Source organism: Hafnia paralvei, from assembly GCF_020150375.1.
GTDB lineage: Bacteria > Pseudomonadota > Gammaproteobacteria > Enterobacterales > Enterobacteriaceae > Hafnia > Hafnia paralvei.
This window is the reverse complement of sequence record NZ_CP083737.1, coordinates 3937746-3962667: the sequence shown is the minus strand read 5'-3', so window position 1 is coordinate 3962667 and position 24922 is coordinate 3937746. Positions and strand designations below refer to the sequence as shown.

The window sequence follows — 24922 nt, the reverse complement described above, 5'->3', positions numbered from 1 at the left end:
TGGTGGAGATAGCAATGAACGATTCTTTTAATGGCAAAAATGGCAAGGTCAAAGTGATGTACGTCCGTAGTGAGGACGACAGCAAAGACCGTGACCAAAAATCGCGTCCGGAAGGTAAAGGGCGTCAAGGTGAACGAGGTGGTCGACAGGGCCGTAGTGCTCAGGATGGAGACCGTCGCAACGATCGCCGTGGTGGTCAAGGCCGTAGCCAAGAAAACGATCGCTCACGCCGTCCTGCTGGTGCGAACCGCAGTGAAGGCCGTAGCGAAGGGCGTAGTGAAGGCCCTTATGATCGTTCGCCTTGGAAAACGGTTTCTCGTGCACCGAATGAAGAAGATAAGCCAGATCACGGTGGTATCGCCGGTAAGAGCTTTATCGACCCTGAGCAGTTGCGTCGTCAGCGGGCTGAAGAAACTCGAGTCTACGGCGAAAATGCATGTCAGGCTTTGTTTGCAAGCCGTCCTGACGCTATTGTGCGCGCATGGTTTGTTCAGTCGGTAACACCACGTTTCCGAGAAGCTCTGCGCTGGATGGCGGCGAACCGTAAAGCCTATCATGTGGTTGATGATGAGGAACTGACGAAAGCATCAGGAACCGAACATCATGGCGGTGTCTGCTTCCTGATCAAAAAACGTAATGGTCTAGATGCTCGTTCTTACCTGAAAACTGCCGCGGACACCGACTGTGTGCTGGCGTTGGAAGATGTGGGCAACCCGCATAACTTAGGCGGCATCATGCGTACCTGTGCGCACTTTGGTGTAAAAGGGCTGATGGTTCAGGATGCGTCGATGCTGGAATCTGGCGCGGCTGTGCGTACCGCTGAAGGTGGCGCAGAGCATATTCAGGCTATTGATGCCGATGGCTTTGATGGCGCGCTGGATGAGTTTCGTCGTGCAGGCTATACCATTGTCACCACCTCCAGTCATAAAGGCACTACGCCGCTGACTAAGGCCACATTGCCTAAGAAAATGGTGTTAGTGTTAGGTCAAGAGCGTGACGGTCTGTCTGAAACCGTTATGCAGCAGGGCGATTTAAGTCTGTCCATCGGGGGGACAGGCCAAGTTGAAAGCTTGAACGTGTCTGTTGCAACCGGCATCCTACTCGCTGAGTGGTGGCGTCAAAACGCGTAGTTGCGTTTTAGATTGAGATGATGAATAGGCGGAGGAAACTCCGCTTTTTTATTGCTGTCATTGATGAGACATTCATACGACAGATAAGCAAAAGGCCGGATTATCCGGCCTTTTTTGTGTGTCTTGCTTAACGCTGGAGATTACTCTTCCAGATCGCCGCAGAAACGATAGCCTTCACCGTGAATCGTCGCGATGATTTCCGGAGTATCTGGCGTAGACTCGAAGTGCTTACGGATACGACGGATGGTCACGTCAACGGTACGGTCATGTGGCTTGAGCTCACGGCCGGTCATTTTTTTCAGCAGTTCTGCACGGGACTGAATTTTCCCCGGGTTTTCGCAGAAGTGCAGCATGGCACGAAACTCACTGCGTGGCAGCTTGTATTGTTCGCCGTTAGGGCTGACTAATGAACGACTGTTGATGTCCAATTCCCAACCGTTAAAGCGATAGCTTTCAACCAGCTTGCGCTCTTCGGTGCCACCGCCCAGATTCATGGTGCGAGACAGAAGATTACGAGCACGAATAGTCAGCTCACGTGGGTTGAATGGCTTAGTGATGTAATCATCGGCACCGATTTCCAGGCCAAGGATTTTATCCACTTCATTGTCGCGGCCAGTCAGGAACATCAGCGCTACATTTGCTTGTTCACGCAGCTCGCGAGCCAACAACAGGCCATTTTTACCAGGCAGGTTGATATCCATGATAACCAGATTGATGTCAAATTCTGACAGGATCTGGTGCATTTCTGCGCCATCATTGGCTTCATGAACGATATAACCTTCCGCCTCAAAAATACTTTTAAGTGTGTTTCGAGTGACGAGTTCGTCCTCGACGATAAGAATGTGCGGGGTCTGCATGTGTTTGCTACCTAAAATTGCCAACAAAATAGAAATAGGGAAGTACAGTAGTCTTGGATCCTAAAACATCAAATCGAGAGTGTGGCTGTTTCGATGATGTAACAACATAGAGATTCAACAGACTAAAGTACGTAAACTCGTTCTTGATGCACTTTCCATCAACGTCAACAACATCGCTAGGTTGGTCAGGGGATGTTACTCCCTACAGCCCCGGTGGTGCCAAAAGCGGCGCACATCCTAACCCTATTAACAGCAATATAACAGCACACACCGCAATTGCCATCCAACAAAACTACGCTTTGTTGACATATATCAAATCCAATTGTAGCACGTTAACAGATTTGTGAAAAACACTTACAAGTATGTGAGCTTAATAACGAACTTAAGCCAGTTTGTCTCTGATTAAGCTCGGTAAATTTGCACGACAAAACTAAACTTTATTCTAGATTTATATAAAATTTAATTCATTGATTGTAAAAATGAATTTATCGTATTTGTTCTAAATAACGTAGTCTCTGCATGTTTTTTGATTAAAATACCTTTTTCCTTTTTTATCTAATAGAAAAATCCGTTTTTTTGTTAAAAAAATGTAACTTTGAAGCTATTGGAAAAACCAGCTAGAGCAAGATAAAGTGCGCTCTGTTAATTACGAATTGTTAAAAATCGGGCATTTATATGCAAATACACATCATACTGGTCGCTCCGGCCAGACCTGAAAACATTGGCGCTGCAGCAAGGGCTATGAAAACCATGGGGTTTTCATCTTTACGGATCGTTGATAGTCAGGCATATCTTGAGCCTGCCACGCGTTGGGTCGCGCACGGGTCTGGAGATATTTTAGATAACGCCCAGCACTTTAATACCTTGGAAGCTGCGCTAGCTGATGTGGATTTCACCGTTGCGACGACCGCCAGAAGCCGTGCTAGATACCACTATTACTGCTCGCCTCAGGAACTTACGGGTATCTTGCAGGAAAAGCAGAGCTGGACTGCCAGTTGCGCTATCGTTTTTGGTCGAGAAGAGTCGGGGTTATCAAACGAAGAACTCGCCTTAGCGGATATTCTGACGGGGGTTCCGATGGTGGCGGACTATCCATCGTTGAATTTGGGTCAGGCGGTGATGGTGTTTTGCTATCAGCTATCGTCGTTGATACAAAATAGGGTCGAAACCCAACAGCTGGCCGAACAGAATCAATTAGTGGCTTTGCGTCATAGGGTTCATCGTTTGCTGAGCGCGTTGAACGTTGAGGACGATCAAAAACTATCAGATTGGCTCGATCAACGACTCGGTTTACTCGCTCAGCGTGACACTTCGATGCTACATACGTTAATTCACGATATCGAAAAGGCGCTGAAAAAATAAGCTAACGAAGAAAAAAACTGAAAACGTCGAATGCTCGGTGAAGGTGCGCAAAGTTATCTCATTCTGCTCAGTCATAAAGTGTGACTCAGCGCACTTTTGCTGAGATAGGGTTTTTATAAAGGTTTTTATGCTGCTTAGGTTATCAGTATGTTGTCGAGTAACAACAGAATTTCGTTGACTTAGTTTGGCCTTTGCTTTAACCAATATAGGGCAGACACAAGAATTTATTGGACAGACAGAGATGCGTATTAGTTTTCATAACTACAGCCTGAACACCACAACAATTATTACCACCACCGATACTACATGTAACGGGGCGGGCTGACGCGTACAGAAAAAGAGAAAGAAAAAAGCCCGCACCTAAACAGTGCGGGCTTTTTTTTAAGCCTAATTCGGGAGAGTGTTACAAATGCGAGTGCTGAAATTTGGTGGTACCTCAGTGGCGAATGCAGATCGGTTTCTGCGCGTTGCTGACATCTTAGAAAATAATGCCCGTCAGGGACAGGTTGCCACCGTGCTGTCTGCGCCGGCGAAAATAACCAATCACTTAGTGGCGATGGTAGAAAAAACGATTGCCGGACAAGATGCGCTGCCAAATATCAGCGACGCAGAAACGATTTTTGCCGATTTACTGACAGGGCTTGATCAGGCTCAGTCTGGATTTGAATATGGCCGCCTTAAACAGCTGGTTGACGCTGAGTTTGCTCAAATCAAACAGGTGTTGCATGGTATCTCGCTGTTGGGACAATGCCCAGATAGTGTGAATGCAGCGATGATTTGTCGCGGTGAAAAACTCTCGATTGCAATTATGGCAGAGCTGCTTAAGGCGCGTGGTTACGGCGTTAGCGTGATTAATCCGGTGGAAAAACTTTTGGCCGTTGGCGGCTATCTGGAATCAACCGTAGATATTGCGGAGTCCACTCGTCGCATCGCTGATGAACCGATTCCTGCCGATCACATGGTATTAATGGCGGGTTTCACCGCAGGTAACGATAAAGGCGAACTGGTGGTATTAGGCCGCAATGGCTCTGATTATTCCGCTGCGGTGCTCGCGGCCTGCCTGCGCGCTGATTGTTGTGAGATCTGGACCGACGTTGACGGCGTATACACTTGCGATCCACGCACTGTACCCGATGCAAGATTATTAAAATCAATGTCATATCAAGAGGCGATGGAGCTCTCTTATTTTGGCGCCAAAGTTCTTCATCCTCGCACCATTGCACCTATCGCCCAGTTCCAAATTCCCTGCCTCATCAAAAATACCGCAAATCCCCAAGCTCCCGGAACTCTCATCGGTCGCGAAAGTGGTGCTGATGGCGTACCGGTAAAAGGCATAACTAACCTGAACAATATGGCGATGATCAACGTCTCCGGTCCAGGCATGAAAGGTATGGTTGGCATGGCGGCGCGCGTGTTTGCGGTCATGTCGCGTAGTGGGATTTCGGTCGTGCTGATCACACAGTCCTCATCCGAATACAGCATTAGCTTCTGCATCCCTCAGCGTGAGCTGGAGCGTGCGCAAAGTGCACTGAACGAAGAATTCTATCTAGAGCTGAAAGACGGTTTGCTAGAGCCGCTGGATGTCACTGAGCACTTAGCGATAATCTCCGTCGTCGGTGATGGTATGCGGACTATGCGCGGTATTTCGGCTAAGTTCTTCTCCGCTCTGGCGCGTGCCAATATCAATATTGTTGCGATTGCACAGGGCTCTTCAGAACGCTCTATTTCCGTGGTAGTTAATAACGACTCAGCGACCACGGCCGTTCGTGTCAGCCACCAGATGTTGTTCAATACCGATCAGGTGATTGAGGTCTTTGTGATTGGTTCCGGTGGCGTAGGCGGTGCGCTAATTGAGCAGATCCATCGCCAACAATCATGGCTGAAGAATAAACATATCGACCTGCGAGTGTGTGGTATCGCGAACTCGCGGGCGCTGCTAACCAACGTGCATGGTATTGAACTCGATCGCTGGCAGAGTGAATTAGCTGATGCCAGAGAGCCGTTTAACCTTGGTCGCTTAATCCGTTTAGTGAACGAATACCATTTGCTGAATCCCGTGATTGTTGACTGTACCTCCAGTCAGGAAGTTGCCGATCAATATGCTGATTTCCTTAGCAACGGTTTCCACGTGGTGACGCCAAACAAGAAAGCCAACACCGGCTCCATGAACTACTACCATCAACTGCGTCAGGCAGCAGCGGGGTCGCGCCGTAAGTTTTTATACGACACCAACGTCGGTGCGGGTTTGCCGGTTATCGAAAACCTGCAAAATTTGCTGAGCGCTGGCGATGAGCTAGTACAGTTCTCTGGGATTTTGTCTGGTTCTCTCTCCTTTATTTTCGGCAAGTTAGAGGAGGGGATGTCTTTATCGCAAGCCACGCTTGAGGCGAAGAAACTCGGCTATACCGAGCCCGATCCACGTGACGATCTTTCTGGAATGGACGTCGCACGTAAGCTACTTATTTTGGCGCGTGAAGCGGGCTACAGCATGGAGCTGAACGACATTGAGGTTGAGTCTGTGCTGCCTGCCGATTTCGACGCAGGTGGGGATACATCGGCGTTCTTGGCTCACCTACCACAGTTAGACGATGGGTTTGCTGAACGAGTGGAGAAAGCGCGCGCGAAAGGAGCGGTGCTGCGTTACGTTGGACAAATTGTTGATGGTCGCTGTCAGGTCAAAATGGTAGAAGCGGATGGCAATGATCCGCTCTATAAAGTGAAAAATGGCGAAAATGCCTTAGCGTTTTACAGTCGCTATTATCAGCCGATTCCACTGGTTCTGCGGGGCTACGGTGCGGGTAACGACGTGACCGCTGCCGGTGTATTTGCAGATTTGCTGCGTACTTTGTCATGGAAGTTGGGAGTCTAATATGGTTAAGGTTTACGCACCGGCTTCAATTGGTAACGTCAGCGTGGGTTTTGATGTGTTGGGGGCCGCCGTGTCACCTATTGATGGCCAATTTCTTGGTGATTGCGTTAGCGTTGAAGCTGCGGATGTATTCAGCTTGAGTGCGAAAGGTAGCTTCGTAAGTAAGCTGCCAAGCGATCCGAAAGATAACATTGTATATCAGTGCTGGGAGCGCTTCTGTCAGGCCATTGGTCACGAACTGCCGGTAGCGATGGTACTAGAAAAGAATATGCCTATTGGCTCTGGTTTAGGATCTAGTGCTTGCTCCGTTGTGGCCGCATTAATGGCTCTCAATGAGTTCGCGGAGCAACCACTCGATCAAACTCAGCTATTAGCTCTGATGGGGGAAATGGAAGGGCGCATTTCCGGCAGCGTGCATTATGACAACGTTGCACCGTGTTACCTCGGTGGGTTGCAGTTGATTTTGGAAGAAAACGGCATCATTAGCCAAACCGTTCCCGGTTTCGATGAATGGTTCTGGGTGATGGCTTATCCGGGCATCAAAGTTTCCACCGCTGAAGCCCGCGCTATTTTACCTGCTCAGTATCGCCGACAAGACTGTATCAGCCACGGACGCTATCTGGCCGGTTTCATCCATGCGTGCCATACCCGCCAGCCCGTTTTGGCGGCTAAATTGATGCATGATGTTATTGCCGAACCATACCGTACTCGACTGTTACCCGGATTTGCGCAGGCACGTCAGGCTGCGCAGGATATCGGCGCACTAGCCTGCGGGATTTCTGGTTCTGGCCCAACGCTGTTTGCCATTTGCGATCGTCAAGATACTGCTCAGCGTATGGCACAGTGGCTGGAAAATAACTATCTGCAAAACGAAGAAGGTTTTGTTCACATTTGCCGTCTGGATAACGCAGGCGCACGACGACTGGGATAATGCATGAAACTTTATAATTTGAAAGATCATAACGAACAGGTCAGCTTTGCGCAGGCGATTAAACAGGGGTTAGGTAAGAATCAGGGGCTATTTTTCCCTCTTGAGCTCCCTGAGTTTGAACTGACAGAGATCGATAAGCTCTTACAACAAGATTTTGTTACCCGCAGTGCTAATATTTTATCGGCATATCTGGGGGATGAATTCTCAGCAGACGTGATTTATCGCCGAGTCAAAGCAGCGTTTGCTTTCCCTGCACCAGTTGCTTCGGTTGAGCCTGACATTGCAGCATTGGAGCTCTTCCATGGGCCTACGCTAGCGTTTAAAGACTTCGGCGGGCGCTTTATGGCGCAGATGCTGCAGGAAGTCGCCGGCAATGAGCCAGTGACCATTCTGACGGCGACCTCGGGCGATACCGGAGCTGCAGTGGCCCATGCGTTTTATGGCTTGGAAAACGTGCGGGTTGTTATTCTGTACCCGCAGGGCAAAATTAGCCCACTGCAGGAAAAGTTATTTTGTACCTTAGGTGGAAATATTCAGACGATTGCCATTGAGGGGGATTTTGATGATTGTCAGGCGCTGGTCAAACAGGCTTTTGATGATGAAGAACTGAAAAAGGCATTGGGACTTAACTCTGCTAACTCTATCAATATCAGCCGATTGTTGGCGCAAATCTGTTATTACTTTGAAGCTGTGGCTCAACTCCCGCAGGAAGCGCGCAACCAGTTGGTGGTTTCTGTTCCCAGCGGTAACTTTGGTGATTTAACCGCGGGTCTGTTGGCGAAATCGTTGGGGCTGCCAATCAAACGCTTTATCGCGGCGACCAACGCGAACGATACCGTCCCTCGTTTTCTTGCTACGGGACAATGGCAACCGCACAACACCGTAGCGACATTGTCGAATGCGATGGATGTGAGCCGCCCAAATAACTGGCCACGAGTAGAAGAGCTATTCCGGCGTAAAATTTGGCAGCTAAAAGAGTTGGCGTATGGGCATGTTTCTGATGATGTCACACGCCAGACCGTGCGCGAACTTTCCCAGTTGGGGTATATCTCTGAGCCACATGCTGCGATTGCGTATCGTGTGTTGCGCGATACATTGCAACCGGGCGAGTTTGGTTTGTTCTTGGGCACTGCACACCCAGCGAAATTTAAAGAGGTGGTTGACGAGATTTTATCTAGCGACTTACCTTTGCCTGCCGAACTGGCAGAACGCGCCAATTTGCCTCTGCTCTCGCATCAGATGGCGGCAGATTTCGTTCCGCTTCGCGCTTTTATGATGCAATGGGCAAAGTGAAAACGCGAAAATAAGTGATAAAAAGCTAGGTGTCCTGATCGTTTAAGAGATCGAGATACGCGGGTCTACCACGCCGAGGGAGCAAGGAGCACATTCATATGTTTCTTGCTCCCTGCAACGTTGTCAGCGGTTTACGCCTCGTGGCGTTTAAAAATTAGCTCGCTGCCTGATTTATCAATTTTTTCTTCATCAAAGAAATAACCTTCAAGGTTGAAATCTTTCAGCTGTTCTGGCTGAGTCAATTGGTTCTGGATAATAAAGCGGCTCATTAGTCCACGCGCTTTTTTAGCGTAGAAACTGATGACTTTAAATTTCCCACCTTTCTCATCTAAAAACACTGGCTTAATCAGTTGGCCATCCAGTTTGGCGGGTTTGACGGCTTTAAAGTACTCATCGGAGGCCAAATTGATCAGCACATCATCGCCTTGTTCTTTTAGCTGCTGGTTTAATTTTTCGGTGAGCAAATCGCCCCAGAAGCTATACAGATCATTGCCTTTAGCGTTGTGTAACTTGATGCCCATCTCTAAACGATAAGGCATCATCAAATCCAACGGACGCAGTAAACCATACAGTCCAGAGAGCATGCGTAGGTGTTGTTGAGCAAAGTCGAAGTCTTGCTCGCTGAAATCTTCAGCATGAAGACCCGTATAAACATCGCCTTTGAATGCCAAAATAGCCTGACGGGCATTTTGCGGCGTGAAATTAGGCTGCCATTCTGCAAAACGAGCCGCATTTAGGCCTGCTAATTTATCGCTGATTTTCATCAGACTGCCGATTTGCGCAGGTGTTAGCTCACGACAGTACTCCATCAGTTCGGCAGAGTGATCGAGCAACTCAGGTTGGGTAAAGCGCGTTGTCGCCAGCGGACTTTCATAATCCAGCGTTTTGGCAGGTGAAATAATAATCAGCATGGATCGATCCTGTGGTTAGTGTCTGGTGACTAATGTAACAAATTTATTATGCGGAGTGATGAATCAGTGTGATAGGGGAGCGATAGTTTGCTCCCCTAATGATGAATAGCGGATGATGGAGTCTATGAATTATTCAGATTTAGGCTTGTCCCAAATACCGGGCTCAACCTGCTGTTGGATTTCAGGGTATTGGCTGATGTCAAAAGTAGGTAATCGGCCAATACTGCGCTGGTGGTTATAGTCCTTAGCCAGTTTGAGCGCCACGCCTGAGAGCAGCAAAATGGCAATTAGGTTAGTGATGGCCATCATCGCCATCGAAAGATCGGCCATCTTCCACACTAGCGGTAATTCGGCAAGGGTACCAAACATCACCATGCCGAGCGTGCAGCAACGAAACAGCATCAGCCCAGCAGGATGGTTATGCTCAAGGAAAATGAGATTACTTTCAGCATAGGAGTAGTTAGCGATGATTGACGTAAAGCCGAAGAAGAAGATGGCGGTGGCGATAAAGATAGTGCCCCACCCTCCCACGGCAGAAGAGAGTGCACGCTGGGTGAGTTCAATACCGCTGATGGAACCTGACGTATGCTCTAATGCTCCGGATGACAGGATGATAGCGGCTGTAGCGCTACAGATAACCAAAGTATCTACAAACACTCCAAACATCTGCACATAGCCTTGTGACGCCGGATGCGGCGGGTAAGGGGTTGCTGACGCTGCTGCGTTAGGCGCCGAGCCCATTCCCGCTTCGTTTGAGAATAGACCGCGCTGAATCCCTTGCGTCATTGCTTGGGCAATACCATAACCGACTGCGCCGGCAGCGGCCTCCTGCAGACCAAAAGCGCTTCTAAAAATCAGCATAATCACTTCAGGCATACGACTTAGATTATGTCCCACCACCCAGAACGCGAGCAGAAGATAGGCAATTGCCATAAACGGAACAATGAGCTCTGCTGTTTTGGCAATTGAACGTAGCCCACCAAAAATAATAGCGCCACTGAGGATCACCAATCCAATGCCAACATAAAATGGCTGTATACCAAAGGCGACGGCTGTTGCCTGTGCGATAGAATTTGACTGGACGGCGTTGAATACCAAACCAAATGCGATAATTAAGAAGATGGAAAACAGCACTCCCATCCAGCGCATGCCTAGCCCTTTCTCCATGTAGTAGGCTGGGCCGCCGCGATAGTTCCCTTGATCGTCTTTGGTTTTGTATAACTGAGCCAGCGTACTTTCAATAAAGGATGTCGACATGCCGATAATAGCGACCACCCACATCCAGAAAATCGCGCCAGGACCACCAGCGGTGATGGCAATCGCCACGCCGGTAAGATTACCCGTGCCAACGCGAGCCGCTAGGCTGGTGCAGAGTGCTTGAAATGAGGAAATCCCAGCCGTGTCTGACTTGTTGCTGTTCTTGAGTACCGAAAACATATGGCCGAAGTGGCGAAACTGAATAAAACCGGTACGTATAGTGAAAAATAGACCGGTACCGATCAGAAGGTAGATCAGTACCGATCCCCACAATATGCTGTTAATAAAGTTAATTAGATCCGTCAAAATGCTCTCCTGGTGTTTAATTACTTAGCGTAACTATACCTGCTGTAACTACATCGGCAAGCATTACGCAAATTTTACCTAGCCGAGGATATTTTTATTGTGACAAATGGGCTTCGGCGTTGCGCAACTCGCGCAAAAGTGTGGTTTGAAAAAACGGCAAGAATGTAGCATAAGTTTGAAAACCTATGGCGATTTATTCTTGTTATCGGCTATGCGCTGTTTTTACTTAGGCCGAAAACGGTTGCTTGCCATTTCTGCGTTAGAACCGATAAAAGTGATAGGTTTTATGACGAGTTTAGTGCATTGCGCAACACGTGATGCGTGTTATTATCAGCGATAGGCACGTCATAAACCGCCAACAGTTCATGCACAATGGCGTTATTCACTTGGGGTTATCAGTGTTATAGCTCAAAAGTGACAAGCAAAACCATTGCTGCATTAATTCTGGTTTTATGCACCAATAATGGAAACGCTAAAAATGACCGATAAACTGACATCCCTACGCCAGCTGACCACCGTTGTGGCCGACACCGGCGATATCGCCGCAATGAAGTTGTATCAACCACAAGATGCAACGACCAACCCTTCTTTGATTCTGAATGCGGCACAAATTCCTGAATACCGTAAGCTGATCGATGAAGCTATCGCTTGGGCTCGCAGCCAGAGCAACGACAAAGCTCAGCAGGTTGTGGATGCTTCAGATAAGCTGGCCGTCAATATCGGTTTGGAAATCTTGAAACTGGTTCCGGGCCGTATTTCTACTGAAGTTGACGCCCGCATGTCTTATGACACTGAAGCAAGCGTCGCTAAGGCTAAGCGTCTGATCAAAATGTATAACGATGCTGGCATTAGCAACGATCGCATTCTGATCAAACTGGCTTCTACTTGGCAGGGTATCCGTGCTGCTGAACAGCTGGAAAAAGAAGGTATCAACTGTAACCTGACTCTGTTGTTCTCCTTCGCGCAGGCTCGTGCTTGTGCAGAAGCTGGCGTATACCTGATTTCTCCGTTTGTTGGTCGTATCCTTGACTGGTACAAAGCTAACACCGATAAGAAAGAATACGCGCCAAACGAAGATCCGGGTGTAGTGTCTGTGACCGAAATCTACGAATACTACAAGCAGCACGGCTATGAAACCGTGGTTATGGGCGCAAGCTTCCGTAACATGGGCGAAATTCTGGAACTGGCTGGTTGTGACCGTCTGACTATCGCACCTGCATTGTTAAAAGAACTGTCTGAAGCACAGGGCGACGTTGAGCGTAAACTGAGCTACACCGGCGAAATCAAAGCGCGTCCAGCCCGTTTGACCGAAGCGGAATTCTACTGGCAGCACAATCAGGATCCAATGGCCGTTGATAAACTGTCTGATGGCATCCGTAAGTTTGCCGTAGACCAGGGCAAACTGGAAAAAATGATCGCTGATCTGCTGTAATCTCGCTATTCAGCCAATGAAACCAGCCTTAGGGCTAATGCTGGTCACTTAAGCGTGATTTTAGGGGAAGTACACCGATGGGGTCGTAGCAGCTTTAGCTGCCGGAGCGCCCCGCGGTGTGCTAACCCCGTGTATCTCGATCTCTTAAACGATCAGCATTAAGCCTTAGGGCTGGTTTTTTTACATCCAAATAACATCCATTTTTCTTCCCATCCTATTGGATAATAAATAATTATTTGAATTTAAAGAAATTAATTATTTTCCCGCTAATCCCTTAGTCCCTTCATGTAAATAAAATGTGTATCTTTGATCACAAAAAATAAACATTTCTGTGCTTTTTATACGCAATTCTCAAAAATGTAGATATTTTTAGATTATGGCTACGAAATGAGCATGTCTAGGAATTGCTCTGCCGAAGATAATTTTCTGCAACGAGGATACTTTCTGATGAATGCGTTAACCGCCGTAAAACAGGATATCTCTGAAGCTAAAGCCAATGGGCAGGGCTTTACCGTTCGACCCTCTGCACAGTCGCCGCGCATGCTTGAACTCAATTTTGATGCAACCACAATCCAACGCTTTTTATCGTTAGTTGAAGAATGGCCGGTACAGGCATTGGAGTACAAATCTTTCCTGCGTTTCCGAGTGGCAAAGATCCTCAATGAACTCTGCGCAGAGCAGCTCCAGCCGCTGTTGCTCAATACCATTCTTTCCCGCTCACAGGGCGCGCTACTGATTGGCGCAGACGGTATCGATCACGTTGAGCAAGCTGATGAGATGGTAAAAATTGCTACCGCGGTAGCTCATCTCATTGGTCGTTCAAACTACGATGCGATGAGTGGCCAATTCTATGCGCGTTTTGTGGTGAAAAATGTCGATAGTTCAGATAGCTATCTGCGTCAGCCACATCGTGTGCTGGAGTTGCATAACGACGGCACTTTTGTCGACGAAGTGACTGACTATGTTTTGATGATGAAAATCGATGAACAGAATATGCAAGGCGGAAACTCCCTTCTGCTACATCTCGATGATTGGGAATCGCTGGACAAATATTTCAGTCATCCTCTGGCACGCCGACCAATGCGTTGGACTGCGCCACCGAGCAAAAATGTCTCGCAAGATGTTTTCCATCCCGTATTTGATGTCGATGGGCTAGGCCGTCCTGTGATGCGGTATATCGATCAGTTTGTCCAACCAAAAGATTTTGAAGAGGGGAACTGGCTGAGTGAGTTATCAGACGCCTTAGAAGGTAGCCGCAATATTGTTTCGGTTCCGGTTCCGGTTGGAAAGCTGTTGCTGATTAACAACCTGTTCTGGCTACATGGCCGCGATCGTTTTACACCGCATCCAGAACTGCGCCGAGAGTTGATGCGTCAGCGTGGTTATATCAGCTATTCCACTTCGCACTATCAGACAGGGCAATAAGCCCCCCTGCCTTTTATTAACCAAGCGTGCCCTTGTGTATGTAAGTACGAGAGCACGCAAGAAAGTTCGAGGAAGGAATTAGCCGGATGTATGACTTTGTGATCGTTGGCGGTGGCATTATTGGAATGTCGACGGCCATGCAGTTGATCGGCGTTTACCCTGACGCCCGTATTGCAGTGCTAGAAAAAGAGAGCGGCCCCGCGCGTCATCAAACTGGGCATAACAGCGGTGTAATACATGCGGGGGTTTATTACACGCCCGGTAGTCTAAAGGCTAAGTTTTGCCTTGAAGGTAACCGTGCGACCAAAGCGTTTTGCGACGAAACCGGCATTCGATATGACACCTGTGGAAAAATGCTGGTGGCAACTTCAGCGCTGGAAATGGAACGGATGCGTGCGCTGTGGGATCGCACCGAAGCTAACGGCTTAGAGCGTTACTGGCTTAGCGCAGAAGAGCTACACGAGCGCGAACCCAATATTGTGGGCTTAGGCGGTATTCTGGTTCCTTCCAGCGGCATTGTGAGCTACACCGAAGTGACCGCCGCGATGGCCGAGCGCTTTCGTGCGGCTGGTGGCGAGATTTTTTATAACGCAGAAGTCACCGCTCTTCAGGAACATGCGCAGGGTGTGATTGTTTCCACGACTCAGGGGGAATACGAAGGATCTAACCTGATCACCTGTTCTGGCCTAATGGCGGATCGTTTGGTGAAAATGCTGGGCATCGATCCCGGATTCATTATCTGCCCATTCCGTGGTGAGTATTTCCGTTTAGCGCCGCAGCACAATCAGATCGTCAACCATCTTATTTATCCCATTCCCGATCCAGCAATGCCATTCCTCGGCGTGCATCTAACCCGCATGATCGACGGTAGCGTGACCGTGGGGCCAAACGCCGTGCTGGCATTTAAGCGTGAGGGCTACCGTAAGCGCGATATTTCATTGAGCGATACGCTGGAGATATTGGGTTCTTCTGGTATCCGCAGCGTTATGCGTCAAAACCTGAAATCAGGTTTGGACGAGATGAAGAATTCCTTGTGTAAGAGTGGGTACCTCAAACGCGTACAAAAGTATTGCCCTAGCTTAACGAAAAACGATCTGCAGCCTTATCCCGCAGGTGTCCGTGCGCAGGCCGTATCTCCCGACGGCAAACTTATCGACGACTTCCTGTTCGTGACGACCGCACGCAGTATCCACGTCTGCAATGCACCTTCACCGGCGGCGACTTCAGCCATTCCCATTGGCACGCATATTGTAAGTAAAGTTCAGGCTTTGTTGGCTGGGCAAACTCATCTCGGTCGTTCATTAACCGCGAATATTAAAGATAAAACTGCGTTTGCAGTGCCGTAAAAATACCGCATAAAAATAGCTAAATTAATGATGAGTAAGGAAATAAAAATGCAACTTAACGACCATAAGCTATTTCGTCAGCAGGCCTTTATTCAAGGGGAATGGCGTGATGCCAGTCATCAACAAACCATAGACGTGACAAATCCGGCCAATGGTCAGTTATTGGGCACGGTGCCCAAAATGGGGGCAGATGAAACTCGCGCCGCCATTGAAGCGGCTAATCAGGCTCTGCCCGCATGGCGTGCATTGACCGCCAAAGAGCGCGCGGTGATTTTACGTCGCTGGTTTGATTTGATGATGGCTAATCAAGACGATCTTGCCAAGTTAATGACGCTGGAGCAGGGCAAGCCGCTCGCCGAGGCTAAGGGTGAAATTGCCTACGCGGCCTCTTTTATCGAATGGTTTGCCGAAGAGGGCAAACGTATTTATGGCGACACAATTCCGGGGCATCAGGCGGATAAACGTCTTATCGTGATTAAGCAGCCCATTGGTGTTACCGCTGCGATTACACCGTGGAATTTTCCTGCAGCAATGATTACTCGTAAAGCAGGACCTGCGCTTGCCGCAGGTTGCACAATGGTACTCAAACCCGCCAGCCAAACGCCGTTTTCTGCTCTAGCGTTAGCCGAGCTCGCTCAGCGTGCTGGTATCCCTGCTGGGGTATTTAACGTCGTGACCGGATCTGCCAGTGAGGTTGGTAATGAGCTTACCGGTAACGCATTGGTACGTAAGCTCTCTTTCACTGGTTCGACAGAGATTGGCCGCCAGCTTATGCAGCAATGTGCCAAAGATATCAAAAAAGTTTCTCTCGAACTGGGCGGCAATGCGCCGTTTATTGTGTTTGATGATGCTGATTTAGATAAAGCGGTGGAAGGTGCTTTAGCCTCTAAATTCCGTAATGCGGGGCAAACCTGTGTCTGCGCTAACCGCTTGTATGTGCAGGATGGGGTCTATGACGCTTTTGCTGAAAAGTTACAGGCAGCAGTCGAAAAACTCACTCTGGGCGATGGTTTGACGCAGGGGGTGACGACGGGGCCGCTGATCGATGAAAAAGCCGTGGCTAAAGTGAAAGAGCATATCGAGGATGCACTATCAAAAGGTGCTCGCGTCATTACCGGCGGCAAGCCCCACGATTTAGGCGGTAATTTCTTTCAGCCCACCATTCTCGTTAACGTTCCGTCTAGCGCCAAAGTGGCAAAGGAAGAGACTTTCGGTCCGTTAGCGCCGCTGTTCAGATTTAACGATGAAGCTGATGTTATTGCTCAGGCTAACGATACCGAGTTTGGTTTGGCAGCCTATTTTTATGCTCGTGATTTAAGCCGTGTGTTCCGCGTGGGTGAAGCGTTGGAATACGGCATTGTCGGCATTAATACCGGAATTATCTCCAACGAAGTGGCGCCTTTTGGCGGTATTAAAGCCTCAGGCCTTGGCCGAGAAGGTTCCAAATATGGCATCGAGGATTACTTAGAAATCAAATATATGTGCATTGGTTTGTAAGACAACCCAATGCTGCCCATCTCTTTCTCAAGGGATTGGGATAAAGGTACCCACACTGATTTATTAACGCCAATAGAGCGGCATTAGCCGCCTACCCGAACACTGAGAGGACATCTGATGAGCACGAATAAAGAGTTGATGCAGCGCCGCGGCAACGCCGTTCCACGCGGAGTGGGGCAGATCCATCCCATTTTTGCCGAGCGTGCAGAAAATTGCCGCGTATGGGACGTTGAAGGGCGTGAGTATCTCGATTTTGCAGGCGGAATTGCGGTGCTGAACACTGGCCATTTGCATCCTAAAGTCGTCGCTGCGGTGGAAGCTCAACTGAAAAAGTTGTCGCATACCTGTTTCCAGGTTCTCGCCTATGAGCCTTATCTGGAGCTGTGCGAGATCATGAATAAACGCGTGCCTGGAGATTTCGCCAAGAAAACGCTTCTGGTGACGACGGGGTCAGAGGCGGTTGAAAACGCAGTGAAAATCGCTCGCGCCGCCACAAAGCGTAGCGGCACCATTGCTTTTAGCGGGGCATATCATGGGCGTACCCACTATACCTTATCGCTCACCGGTAAGGTGAACCCGTATTCTGCGGGGATGGGATTAATGCCAGGCCACGTATTTCGCGCGCTGTACCCGTGTGAGTTACACGGTGTGAGCGACAATGATGCCATCGCCAGTATTCATCGCATCTTCAAAAATGACGCAGCGCCGGAAGATATTGCGGCGATTGTCATTGAACCCGTACAAGGGGAAGGTGGGTTCTACTCTGCTTCGCCGGACTTTATGAAGCGCTTACGGGCCCTGTGCGATGAGCACGGGATTATGCTGATAGCCGATGAAGTGCAAAGTGGGGCAGGACGTACCGGTACGCTGTTTGCAATGGAACAGCTGGGCGTTGCCGCCGATATCACGACTTTCGCTAAATCTATCGCAGGGGGTTTCCCTCTCGCGGGCGTAACGGGTAAAGCTGAAGTCATGGACGCCATTGCGCCGGGAGGATTAGGCGGAACTTATGCGGGGAGCCCGATTGCCTGCGCTGCTGCGCTTGCCGTGCTCGACACTTTCGATGAGGAAAACCTGCTACAGCGCGCCAACGATGTCGGTCAAAAGCTGAAAGAAGGCTTATTAAGTATCGCAGAGACGCATCGTGAAATTGGTGATGTACGTGGTTTGGGCGCCATGATTGCTATCGAGTTGTTTGAAGACGGCGACGTCCATAAACCTAATGCCAAATTGACGGCTGAAGTGGTGGCGAGAGCGCGTGACAAAGGGTTAATCCTGTTGTCATGTGGGCCGTATTACAACGTGCTACGTATTTTGGTTCCGTTGACGGTAAGCGACGCACAGATTAAGCAAGGGTTGGATATTATTGCTGCATGTTTTACTGAGGCTAAGAAGAATTAAGCGCAACGTGGTGCTTGAGGGTATGTGAGTAGCACCCGTCATAAAGGAAGTCTGATGGATAAATAATAACAACGCGCGTGCTCCGGCGCGGGAATGCCGGAGCGCTCTCCCTAAGTGAAAAACTTTCGAGAGGGTTTAATTATGGGTCAGGTAGCAGAAACAAACTCGCTGGGAGGCGGGCTGAAGTCCCGCCATGTCACGATGCTGTCCATTGCGGGGGTTATCGGCGCAAGTCTATTTGTGGGCTCTGGCGTTGCGATTTCTCAAGCAGGGCCAGCGGTATTACTGTCTTATTTATTCGCCGGTCTGCTGGTGCTGCTGATCATGCGCATGCTGGGCGAAATGGCGGTCGCTTCACCGGATACCGGCTCCTTTTCCACCTATGCAGAACGCTCTATCGGCAAATGGGCGGGATATACCATTGGTTGGCTCTACTGGTGGTTTTGGGTTTTAGTGATCCCATTGGAAGCAAATATTGCCGCCATTATTCTCAACTCATGGCTACCGGTGGTGCCGATCTGGCTCTTTTCCCTATTAATTACCCTTGCTTTGACCGGTAGTAATCTGCTCAGTGTTAAAAATTACGGGGAGTTTGAGTTCTGGCTAGCGCTGTGCAAGGTCATTGCGATTCTGGCTTTTATCGTTCTAGGAACCATTGCGATTACTGGTTTCTATCCGCACGTTCAGGTGAGCGGTATTTCTCGTCTGTGGGATCATGGCGGTTTTATGCCGAATGGTTTTGGTGCCGTAATTAGCGCGATGTTGATCACTATGTTTTCGTTTATGGGGGCCGAGATCGTCACGATTGCAGCCGCTGAGTCCGATACGCCGGATAAGCACATTGTGCGCGCAACCAATTCTGTCATTTGGCGTATTGCGATCTTCTATCTCTGCTCGATCTTCGTTGTCGTGGCGTTGGTTCCGTGGAATGCCCCAGAGCTAAAAACGATAGGCTCATACAGTTCAGTGCTACAGCTGCTGCATATTCCTCATGCCAAGTTGATTATGGACTGCGTGATTTTATTGTCGGTAACCAGCTGTCTGAATTCGGCGCTTTATACCGCATCACGTATGCTGTACTCACTTAGCCATCGCGGTGACGCACCTGCATTTATGGGAAAAACTAACCGCAGTAAAACGCCTTATGTGGCGGTATTACTCTCTACCGGTGCGGCGTTTCTTACCGTGGTAGTGAATTACTATGCGCCAGCCAAGGTGTTTAATTTCTTAATTGCGAGCTCTGGTGCCATCGCTTTGTTGGTATATCTGGTGATCGCGGTATCCCAGCTTCGCATGCGTAAAATTCTGTTGATGCGTGGGCAGGAGATCAAACTCAAAATGTGGCTTTACCCTTACCTGACTTGGACGGTAATTCTGTTTATCACTTTTGTACTGGTGGTCATGATGTTCAGACCAGAGCAACGCGTTGAAGTGGTTTCGACCGTGTTGCTGGGCATTGGTATTATTTGCACAGTGCCTATTATGACCCGCTGGAAAACATTGTTTCAGTGGCAAAAACAGCCTCAGCAGAGTTTGAGATAACGCAGAAGCTTGGCAATAATTTTGATGCGCCGATCTCAGCGAGAACTGGGACGGCGTTTATTGGTATTAGAAAGCCTGTACTTTTGGCAGGTGATTCTTTTTGCTTCGTTGCTAGTTTAGGAGCCATACCTATGACCGCCTCTTTACCCCATCCTACCTTTGACGGTTATCAATGGCTGAAACGGGACATTATTCGTGGCGTCTATCAGCCGGAAGAAAAACTGCGTATGAGCTTGTTGACGAATCGCTACGGCCTAGGTGTTGGCCCGCTGCGAGAGGCGTTGTCACAGCTAGTAGCCGAACATCTGGTGACCGTGGTGAGCCAAAAGGGTTATCGCGTAGCGCCGATGTCGCAGGCTGAGTTGCTGGATATTTTTGATGCGCGCGCCAATATGGAATCAATGTTGGTACAACTGGCGATTGAGCGCGGAGGCGATGATTGGGAAGCGGACATTTTGGCGCGTGCCCATATGCTTGCCAAACTCGAGGCGACAGAAGCTAGCGAAGCACTGCTCGATGAATGGGATCAACGTCATCAGGCGTTTCATACCGCGATTGTGGCTGGCTGTGGCTCGCAATATTTACTGCAAATGCGAGCGCGCTTGTTTGATTTGGCAGCACGCTATCGATTTATTTGGCTGCGCGAGACCGTACTTTCCGTAGAAATGCTGGAGAATAAACACCATGAGCACGATCAACTGGTGAACGTCATTCTGGCTCGTGATGGAAAACAGGCGGGTGAGTTGATGCGACAACACTTGTTGACGCCGATACCGATTATCATGGAGGCCATGGGGGGAGGAGGCATAAGTGTTTTAGATATGGAGTAAGCTACGTCCGCTTAAAACACTGAACTCCACATTTAAACCGCGTGGGCGTCCGTGTTAGGGGGCCAGTCGCCGCCCCCTAACAACCCGGCTTGGCTCCACCTTCCAGCCCGCTACGCGGGTGCCCTCATTTCATCATTCCGGTCTTAACGGAACGAACGGCAATCGCCATCCTGGCTCCTCCGTTCTTTCGCCTACATCCCTGTAGGCGAATCCTAACCAGCATGATTCACTCGGCTGTCCGGTAATGTGCCGGAAAAGGTCAACGGCAAGATCAAAATCTAATAAGCCTAAAAGACTTTGTCTTTTTTGAGTTAAGTTTTGGTAGAGAGAGCCGCCGGTACAGGGATGTACCGGTGGAGTTTGGGGCGCCCGGGATGGGCGATACCAAACCGGAGCGGAGATGGCGTCTCGGATAAAAGCGCGCGGGTGTCGGGTGCGCGCGCTGGCGCACCCGACTCGGTCGCCTACGTCAGTAATTTCATGAAAATGCAGATGCTAACCGGCGAACGAAACTTTACTCCGCGGCGTATATACTGGTGAACGAAACCTGACATTTATGTAATCCAGATAACTCCTGTCATCACTCCTTGCCACTCATTCCCCTACAGTTTATTCCGAATCTTTGATTCATAAACCAGACGGATTTACCGTAAGTCTTATACTTGGCTTAATTCCTATCTAAGAGGTATTCGTTATGTGGAGAAAACAATTTGCCGCCGTTTTTCTAGATATGGATGGCACTCTTTTAGATTCAGGTAATCATGCGGAACAGGTGTGGATGCAGTGGGCACAGCGGCATGGTATCGATAATGCCTTGTTGGGCGCGCAGATTCATAGTCAGCGGGTACAGGAGATCGTACGTCGTTTAGCGCCTCATCTGGAGACTCAACAGGAATTAGAGGCGCTAGAGCAAGCGCTGTTAGAGATGACTCAGCGCCACCACAGCCAATTACAGCAGGGGGTTTTTGAACTGTTGCAGGCCTTGGGAGAAACACCGTGGGGTGTAGTGACGCAGTCAAGCCGGTCGCGTGCCGCTGTGCAAATGCAGCAGGCAGGTATGCCGCAGCCGCCGTTGATGATTGGCGCAGAACAAGTGACTAGCGGACGCCCTGACCCTGAGCCCTATCTGTTGGCGGCCAGTTATTACGGCGTGGATCCTCGTGATTGCTTGGTATTTGAAAGCGATGAGGCTGGGATCAAGGCTGCGCAAGCCGCTGGGATGACGGTTATTGCCATCACAAATCGCCACCAACGGCATCATTTACAGCGTGCAGATGTGGTTATTAGCGGCTGGCGTAGTATTATTCTGCATCCCCAGCGTCAAGGAATAGTCATAGAGGTAGTTGCATGAATGCATTGCGTATAGGTCTGGTCTCGATTTCCGATCGTGCTTCCAGCGGTGTTTATCAAGATAAAGGTATTCCAGCATTACAAGAGTGGTTAGAGCAGGCGCTCACCACAGAGTTTACGCTGGAAACGCGTCTGATCCCCGATGAGCAGGTGATGATCGAACAGACTCTGTGCGAGCTCGTTGATGAGATGGGCTGTCACTTAGTGTTGACCACGGGCGGTACTGGGCCGGCACGTCGTGATGTGACACCGGATGCGACATTAGCCGTGGCGGATCGTGAAATGCCAGGCTTCGGTGAACAGATGCGTCAGATCAGTTTGCATTATGTACCAACGGCGATTTTATCTCGTCAGGTGGGCGTTATTCGTAAGCAGGCGTTGATCATTAACTTGCCCGGACAGCCTAAGTCGATCAAAGAAACGCTGGAAGGCGTGAAAGACGAAAACGGTAAATCTATCGTTCACGGTATTTTCGCCAGCGTACCTTATTGCATCCAATTACTCGACGGTCCTTATGTTGAAACCGATCCGCGTGTAATAGCAGCTTTTCGCCCGAAAAGCGCAAGGCGCGAAACAATCAACTGAAATTGAGCTCATTGTGGCATAAGATTCAGTACGACTAGCCAGTCACCCAGTAACGTTATATTAATTATTTCGCATCACAAATGTTTAACATCTGTTTTATGACATCTGTTTAAAACAGCACAACATCGCAAAATAATATGAAAATAACGTACTGGGCTGGATCTTATGGAACAACATCATAATCGCCGTTTAAATCGGCAGGACTACAAAACTCTGACGCTGGCCGCCTTGGGCGGTGCATTAGAGTTCTATGACTTCATCATTTTTGTATTCTTCGCGGCGGTAGTCAGCGATCTTTTCTTTCCCGTCGATATGCCTGAGTGGTTACGTCAGGTGCAGACCTTTGGTATTTTCGCGGCGGGTTATCTTGCTCGCCCGCTTGGCGGAATTATCATGGCGCACTTTGGTGACAAAGTTGGCCGTAAGAAAATGTTCTCACTCAGTATATTGCTGATGGCGTTGCCTACGTTAGCCATGGGGATGTTACCGACCTATCAAAGCATCGGGATTGCGGCCCCGTTGTTATTACTGTTAATGCGCGTACTGCAAGGTGCGGCTATTGGTGGTGAAGTCCCAGGGGCATGGGTATTTGTCGCTGAGCACGTACCGCGTAAACGTGTTGGTTTTGCCTGCGGCACGTTAACCGCAGGATTAACGGCAGGGATCCTGTTGGGATCGCTGGTGGCGACATTGCTCAATACCGTTATGAGCCAAGAGTCCATTTTGGCTGGTGGCTGGCGTATTCCGTTTTTCTTAGGCGGGATTTTTGGTCTATTTGCCATGTATTTGCGCCGTTGGTTACAAGAAACACCCATCTTTGTTGAAATGCAGGCACGAAAAGCATTAGCAGAAGAAATGCCGCTGAAAACGGTAGTGAAAAATCACCGCAAAGAGGTCGCCATTTCTATGCTGCTCACATGGTTGCTTTCGGCTGGCATTGTGGTGGTGATTCTCATGACGCCAACCTATCTGCAAAAACAGTTTGGTATCTCACCGGCGTTGGCTTTACAGGCAAACTGTTTGGCGACAATTGCGCTGACGATGGGATGCGTGATTGCCGGTCGTGTGATCGATCGCTTTGGTGCGAGCAAAACGTTTATCGTAGGTAGCCTTTTTCTGGCCGTGTGTAGCTGGACGTTTTACCACTCGGTTGCCGCCGGCGTGAGTGCCGAACAGCTATTCTTGGGTTATGCACTAGCCGGTTTTAGCGTGGGGATCGTGGGTGCCGTTCCTTATGTCATGGTACGCGCGTTTCCTGCAGAAGTTCGTTTCAGCGGTATTTCATTCTCATACAACGTGGCATATGCCATCTTTGGGGGATTAACGCCGATTTTTGTTACGCTGATAATGAAACTAACGCCGATGGCACCGGCTTACTATGTGCTGGCTCTGTCTTTAGTTGGGTTACTGTTGGGCCTTTATTTACAGCGTGACTTGAATAGTGAAGCGCATGCTGAATCTCTGTTGGATGTATCGATAAATCAGCAAAAGCAAAGCTAACACAGTGCGAACAGCTCTCCGCTTTTAAGGCGGTGAGCTTGTTTTTCGCCACGTCAGACATCACGCTTTCCACTTTCTCTCTTGCTTAGCCGCTTCTCTTTTCCTATGTTATGATTCAAATGGTTATACCTATTAACTATTTATCTGTCATCCAGCGGGGCGATTCAGCATGTACCGTCTCTCGGTGATGAATATATGACTGACGGAACCAGCCAAAACGTAAACGCTATGAGCACATCAGACGATCGTCCAATTGAAACTCCCGAAGCTATCGGCCATGCGATGCGTCGTAGGCCGGTGTCGCGCAAAAAGTTGTCTGATATGGTGGAGGAAGAACTCGAGCAGATGATCCGTCGGCGTGAATTCGCCGAAGGGGAGCAACTGCCCTCTGAGCGTGAGCTGATGGCTTTTTTCAACGTGGGTCGTCCGTCCGTGCGTGAAGCACTGGCGGCGCTGAAACGTAAAGGGCTGGTACAGATCAATAACGGAGAACGCGCACGCGTGTGTCGTCCTTCGGCAGATACTATCATTTCTGAACTGTCGGGAATGGCGAAAGACTTTTTGACTAAACCGGACGGTATCGCCCATTTTGAACAGCTGCGCCTATTCTTTGAATCCAGTTTAGTGCGTTATGCCGCGGAGTTCGCTACTGACGAACAGATTGCGCGTTTGGGGAAAGCACTGGAAATGAACAGCCAGTCTCTCGACGATAACGATCTGTTTATTCGTTCTGATATTGAGTTCCACCGTGAACTTGCTGAGATCCCCGGAAATCCAATTTTTATGGTTATCCATGTGGCACTGCTGGACTGGCTGATTGCTGCGCGTCCAACCGTGTCACTGGCAGAACTTCATGCCCATAATAACGTGAGTTATCAGCAGCATATTGAAATATATAAAGCCATCTGTGCTCGGCAGCCTGATGCCGCTGACAAAGCTCTGAAGTCCCACCTCAACAGCGTATTTGCAGCCTATTACGCGCGCAAAAAATAACGATCCTTGGATCGTGAAACGAGATCTTATTCAGCATTTGCATTGAAATAAGATCGTTTACCTTCTCTGATATCTGAGATTGATCACATATTAAACCGAATATCG

Annotated in this window: 20 protein-coding genes, 1 pseudogene and 1 other annotated feature; of the genes and pseudogenes, 18 read left to right on the top strand and 3 right to left on the bottom strand. The window is 49.1% G+C overall.

Going from position 1 to position 24922, the window contains the following annotated elements:
• The first annotated feature begins 14 nt into the window (after window positions 1-14).
• Window positions 15-1130, top strand: a complete 1116-nt coding sequence (locus tag K9N75_RS18390; protein WP_008814685.1) for a tRNA/rRNA methyltransferase — start codon at window positions 15-17, stop codon at window positions 1128-1130.
• Between the two features lie 140 nt (window positions 1131-1270).
• Here K9N75_RS18390 and arcA read toward each other — a convergent pair whose 3' ends face one another.
• On the bottom strand, window positions 1271-1987 hold the full coding sequence (gene arcA / locus K9N75_RS18385) for a two-component system response regulator ArcA (protein WP_004089205.1): 717 nt from the start codon (window positions 1985-1987) through the stop codon (window positions 1271-1273).
• Between the two features lie 112 nt (window positions 1988-2099).
• Here arcA and yjjY point away from each other — a divergent pair.
• From yjjY to thrC, 6 genes and pseudogenes are all read left to right on the top strand, one after another.
• A pseudogene (gene yjjY, locus K9N75_RS18380) lies at window positions 2100-2248 on the top strand (YjjY family protein).
• Window positions 2249-2662: 414 nt separating this feature from the next.
• The gene (locus tag K9N75_RS18375) at window positions 2663-3349 is read left to right on the top strand and encodes a tRNA/rRNA methyltransferase (RefSeq protein ID WP_224451980.1); all 687 of its coding nucleotides are present in this window, start codon (window positions 2663-2665) and stop codon (window positions 3347-3349) included.
• A 241-nt stretch (window positions 3350-3590) separates the two neighbouring features.
• On the top strand, window positions 3591-3674 hold the full coding sequence (gene thrL, locus K9N75_RS22845) for a thr operon leader peptide (RefSeq protein WP_071603088.1): 84 nt from the start codon (window positions 3591-3593) through the stop codon (window positions 3672-3674).
• Window positions 3610-3733: a sequence feature (Thr leader region), on the top strand. (Overlaps the previous gene by 65 nt.)
• A 25-nt stretch (window positions 3734-3758) precedes the next feature.
• Entirely contained in the window at window positions 3759-6218 is a 2460-nt protein-coding gene (gene thrA, locus K9N75_RS18365) for a bifunctional aspartate kinase/homoserine dehydrogenase I (RefSeq protein ID WP_130995781.1), read from the top strand.
• Window position 6219: 1 nt separating this feature from the next.
• Window positions 6220-7149: a homoserine kinase gene (thrB, locus tag K9N75_RS18360; protein WP_061059566.1), complete on the top strand. Its 930-nt coding sequence runs from the start codon at window positions 6220-6222 to the stop codon at window positions 7147-7149.
• Window positions 7150-7152: 3 nt separating this feature from the next.
• Window positions 7153-8442: a threonine synthase gene (gene thrC, locus K9N75_RS18355; RefSeq protein ID WP_199372272.1), complete on the top strand. Its 1290-nt coding sequence runs from the start codon at window positions 7153-7155 to the stop codon at window positions 8440-8442.
• A gap of 131 nt (window positions 8443-8573) precedes the next feature.
• On the opposite strand, the gene yaaA is transcribed toward thrC, so the two are convergent.
• Both yaaA and K9N75_RS18345 read right to left on the bottom strand, forming a co-directional pair.
• Window positions 8574-9353: a peroxide stress protein YaaA gene (gene yaaA / locus K9N75_RS18350; protein ID WP_224451979.1), complete on the bottom strand. Its 780-nt coding sequence runs from the start codon at window positions 9351-9353 to the stop codon at window positions 8574-8576.
• 129 nt (window positions 9354-9482) lie between these two features.
• Window positions 9483-10916 carry an alanine/glycine:cation symporter family protein gene (locus K9N75_RS18345; protein WP_224451978.1) on the bottom strand — a complete coding sequence of 478 codons (1434 nt, stop codon included), beginning with the start codon at window positions 10914-10916 and terminating at the stop codon, window positions 9483-9485.
• A gap of 478 nt (window positions 10917-11394) precedes the next feature.
• On the opposite strand from K9N75_RS18345, the gene tal reads away from it, so the two are divergent.
• The 11 genes from tal (at window position 11395) to K9N75_RS18290 (ending at window position 24817) form a co-directional block, all read left to right on the top strand.
• Window positions 11395-12348 carry a transaldolase gene (gene tal, locus K9N75_RS18340; protein ID WP_035502099.1) on the top strand — a complete coding sequence of 318 codons (954 nt, stop codon included), beginning with the start codon at window positions 11395-11397 and terminating at the stop codon, window positions 12346-12348.
• A gap of 447 nt (window positions 12349-12795) precedes the next feature.
• On the top strand, window positions 12796-13773 hold the full coding sequence (gene glaH, locus K9N75_RS18335) for a glutarate dioxygenase GlaH (protein ID WP_008814677.1): 978 nt from the start codon (window positions 12796-12798) through the stop codon (window positions 13771-13773).
• A gap of 86 nt (window positions 13774-13859) precedes the next feature.
• Complete coding sequence (gene lhgD, locus K9N75_RS18330) at window positions 13860-15119, top strand: L-2-hydroxyglutarate dehydrogenase (protein ID WP_008814676.1); 1260 nt, start codon at window positions 13860-13862, stop codon at window positions 15117-15119.
• A gap of 48 nt (window positions 15120-15167) precedes the next feature.
• Window positions 15168-16616: an NADP-dependent succinate-semialdehyde dehydrogenase gene (gabD, locus tag K9N75_RS18325; RefSeq protein ID WP_224451977.1), complete on the top strand. Its 1449-nt coding sequence runs from the start codon at window positions 15168-15170 to the stop codon at window positions 16614-16616.
• 117 nt (window positions 16617-16733) lie between these two features.
• A complete protein-coding gene (gabT, locus tag K9N75_RS18320; RefSeq protein WP_224451976.1) occupies window positions 16734-18017 on the top strand; it encodes a 4-aminobutyrate--2-oxoglutarate transaminase in 1284 nt (427 codons plus the stop codon).
• Window positions 18018-18158: 141 nt separating this feature from the next.
• Window positions 18159-19559, top strand: coding sequence for a GABA permease (gabP, locus tag K9N75_RS18315; RefSeq protein ID WP_008814673.1), 1401 nt, complete (start codon window positions 18159-18161; stop codon window positions 19557-19559).
• 131 nt (window positions 19560-19690) lie between these two features.
• Window positions 19691-20389 (top strand): DNA-binding transcriptional regulator CsiR, encoded by a 699-nt coding sequence (gene csiR / locus K9N75_RS18310; protein ID WP_039185679.1) that lies wholly within the window; start codon window positions 19691-19693, stop codon window positions 20387-20389.
• Between the two features lie 694 nt (window positions 20390-21083).
• A complete protein-coding gene (locus K9N75_RS18305; RefSeq protein WP_039185681.1) occupies window positions 21084-21740 on the top strand; it encodes an HAD family hydrolase in 657 nt (218 codons plus the stop codon).
• Entirely contained in the window at window positions 21737-22324 is a 588-nt protein-coding gene (mog, locus tag K9N75_RS18300) for a molybdopterin adenylyltransferase (RefSeq protein ID WP_008814670.1), read from the top strand. The genes K9N75_RS18305 and mog overlap by 4 nt, the downstream gene beginning before the upstream one ends.
• Before the next feature lie 165 nt (window positions 22325-22489).
• Window positions 22490-23824, top strand: a complete 1335-nt coding sequence (locus K9N75_RS18295) for an MFS transporter (RefSeq protein ID WP_039185683.1) — start codon at window positions 22490-22492, stop codon at window positions 23822-23824.
• Window positions 23825-24052: 228 nt separating this feature from the next.
• Window positions 24053-24817, top strand: a complete 765-nt coding sequence (locus tag K9N75_RS18290; RefSeq protein WP_371328677.1) for a transcriptional regulator NanR — start codon at window positions 24053-24055, stop codon at window positions 24815-24817.
• Window positions 24818-24922 lie beyond the last annotated feature (105 nt).

What these genes read in the sequence shown, in the direction of transcription:
- K9N75_RS18390 (WP_008814685.1), top strand. Translation starts at nt 15, where the DNA reads ATGAACGATTCTTTTAATGGCAAAAATGGCAAGGTCAAAGTGATGTAC.
- gabT (WP_224451976.1), top strand. Translation starts at nt 16,734, where the DNA reads ATGAGCACGAATAAAGAGTTGATGCAGCGCCGCGGCAACGCCGTTCCA.
- gabD (WP_224451977.1), top strand. Translation starts at nt 15,168, where the DNA reads ATGCAACTTAACGACCATAAGCTATTTCGTCAGCAGGCCTTTATTCAA.
- tal (WP_035502099.1), top strand. Translation starts at nt 11,395, where the DNA reads ATGACCGATAAACTGACATCCCTACGCCAGCTGACCACCGTTGTGGCC.
- K9N75_RS18305 (WP_039185681.1), top strand. Translation starts at nt 21,084, where the DNA reads ATGTGGAGAAAACAATTTGCCGCCGTTTTTCTAGATATGGATGGCACT.
- K9N75_RS18290 (WP_371328677.1), top strand. Translation starts at nt 24,053, where the DNA reads ATGAGCACATCAGACGATCGTCCAATTGAAACTCCCGAAGCTATCGGC.
- thrC (WP_199372272.1), top strand. Translation starts at nt 7,153, where the DNA reads ATGAAACTTTATAATTTGAAAGATCATAACGAACAGGTCAGCTTTGCG.
- lhgD (WP_008814676.1), top strand. Translation starts at nt 13,860, where the DNA reads ATGTATGACTTTGTGATCGTTGGCGGTGGCATTATTGGAATGTCGACG.
- K9N75_RS18375 (WP_224451980.1), top strand. Translation starts at nt 2,663, where the DNA reads ATGCAAATACACATCATACTGGTCGCTCCGGCCAGACCTGAAAACATT.
- K9N75_RS18295 (WP_039185683.1), top strand. Translation starts at nt 22,490, where the DNA reads ATGGAACAACATCATAATCGCCGTTTAAATCGGCAGGACTACAAAACT.
- glaH (WP_008814677.1), top strand. Translation starts at nt 12,796, where the DNA reads ATGAATGCGTTAACCGCCGTAAAACAGGATATCTCTGAAGCTAAAGCC.
- thrA (WP_130995781.1), top strand. Translation starts at nt 3,759, where the DNA reads ATGCGAGTGCTGAAATTTGGTGGTACCTCAGTGGCGAATGCAGATCGG.
- arcA (WP_004089205.1), bottom strand. Translation starts at nt 1,987, where the DNA reads ATGCAGACCCCGCACATTCTTATCGTCGAGGACGAACTCGTCACTCGA.
- thrB (WP_061059566.1), top strand. Translation starts at nt 6,220, where the DNA reads ATGGTTAAGGTTTACGCACCGGCTTCAATTGGTAACGTCAGCGTGGGT.
- thrL (WP_071603088.1), top strand. Translation starts at nt 3,591, where the DNA reads ATGCGTATTAGTTTTCATAACTACAGCCTGAACACCACAACAATTATT.
- csiR (WP_039185679.1), top strand. Translation starts at nt 19,691, where the DNA reads ATGACCGCCTCTTTACCCCATCCTACCTTTGACGGTTATCAATGGCTG.
- yaaA (WP_224451979.1), bottom strand. Translation starts at nt 9,353, where the DNA reads ATGCTGATTATTATTTCACCTGCCAAAACGCTGGATTATGAAAGTCCG.
- gabP (WP_008814673.1), top strand. Translation starts at nt 18,159, where the DNA reads ATGGGTCAGGTAGCAGAAACAAACTCGCTGGGAGGCGGGCTGAAGTCC.
- mog (WP_008814670.1), top strand. Translation starts at nt 21,737, where the DNA reads ATGAATGCATTGCGTATAGGTCTGGTCTCGATTTCCGATCGTGCTTCC.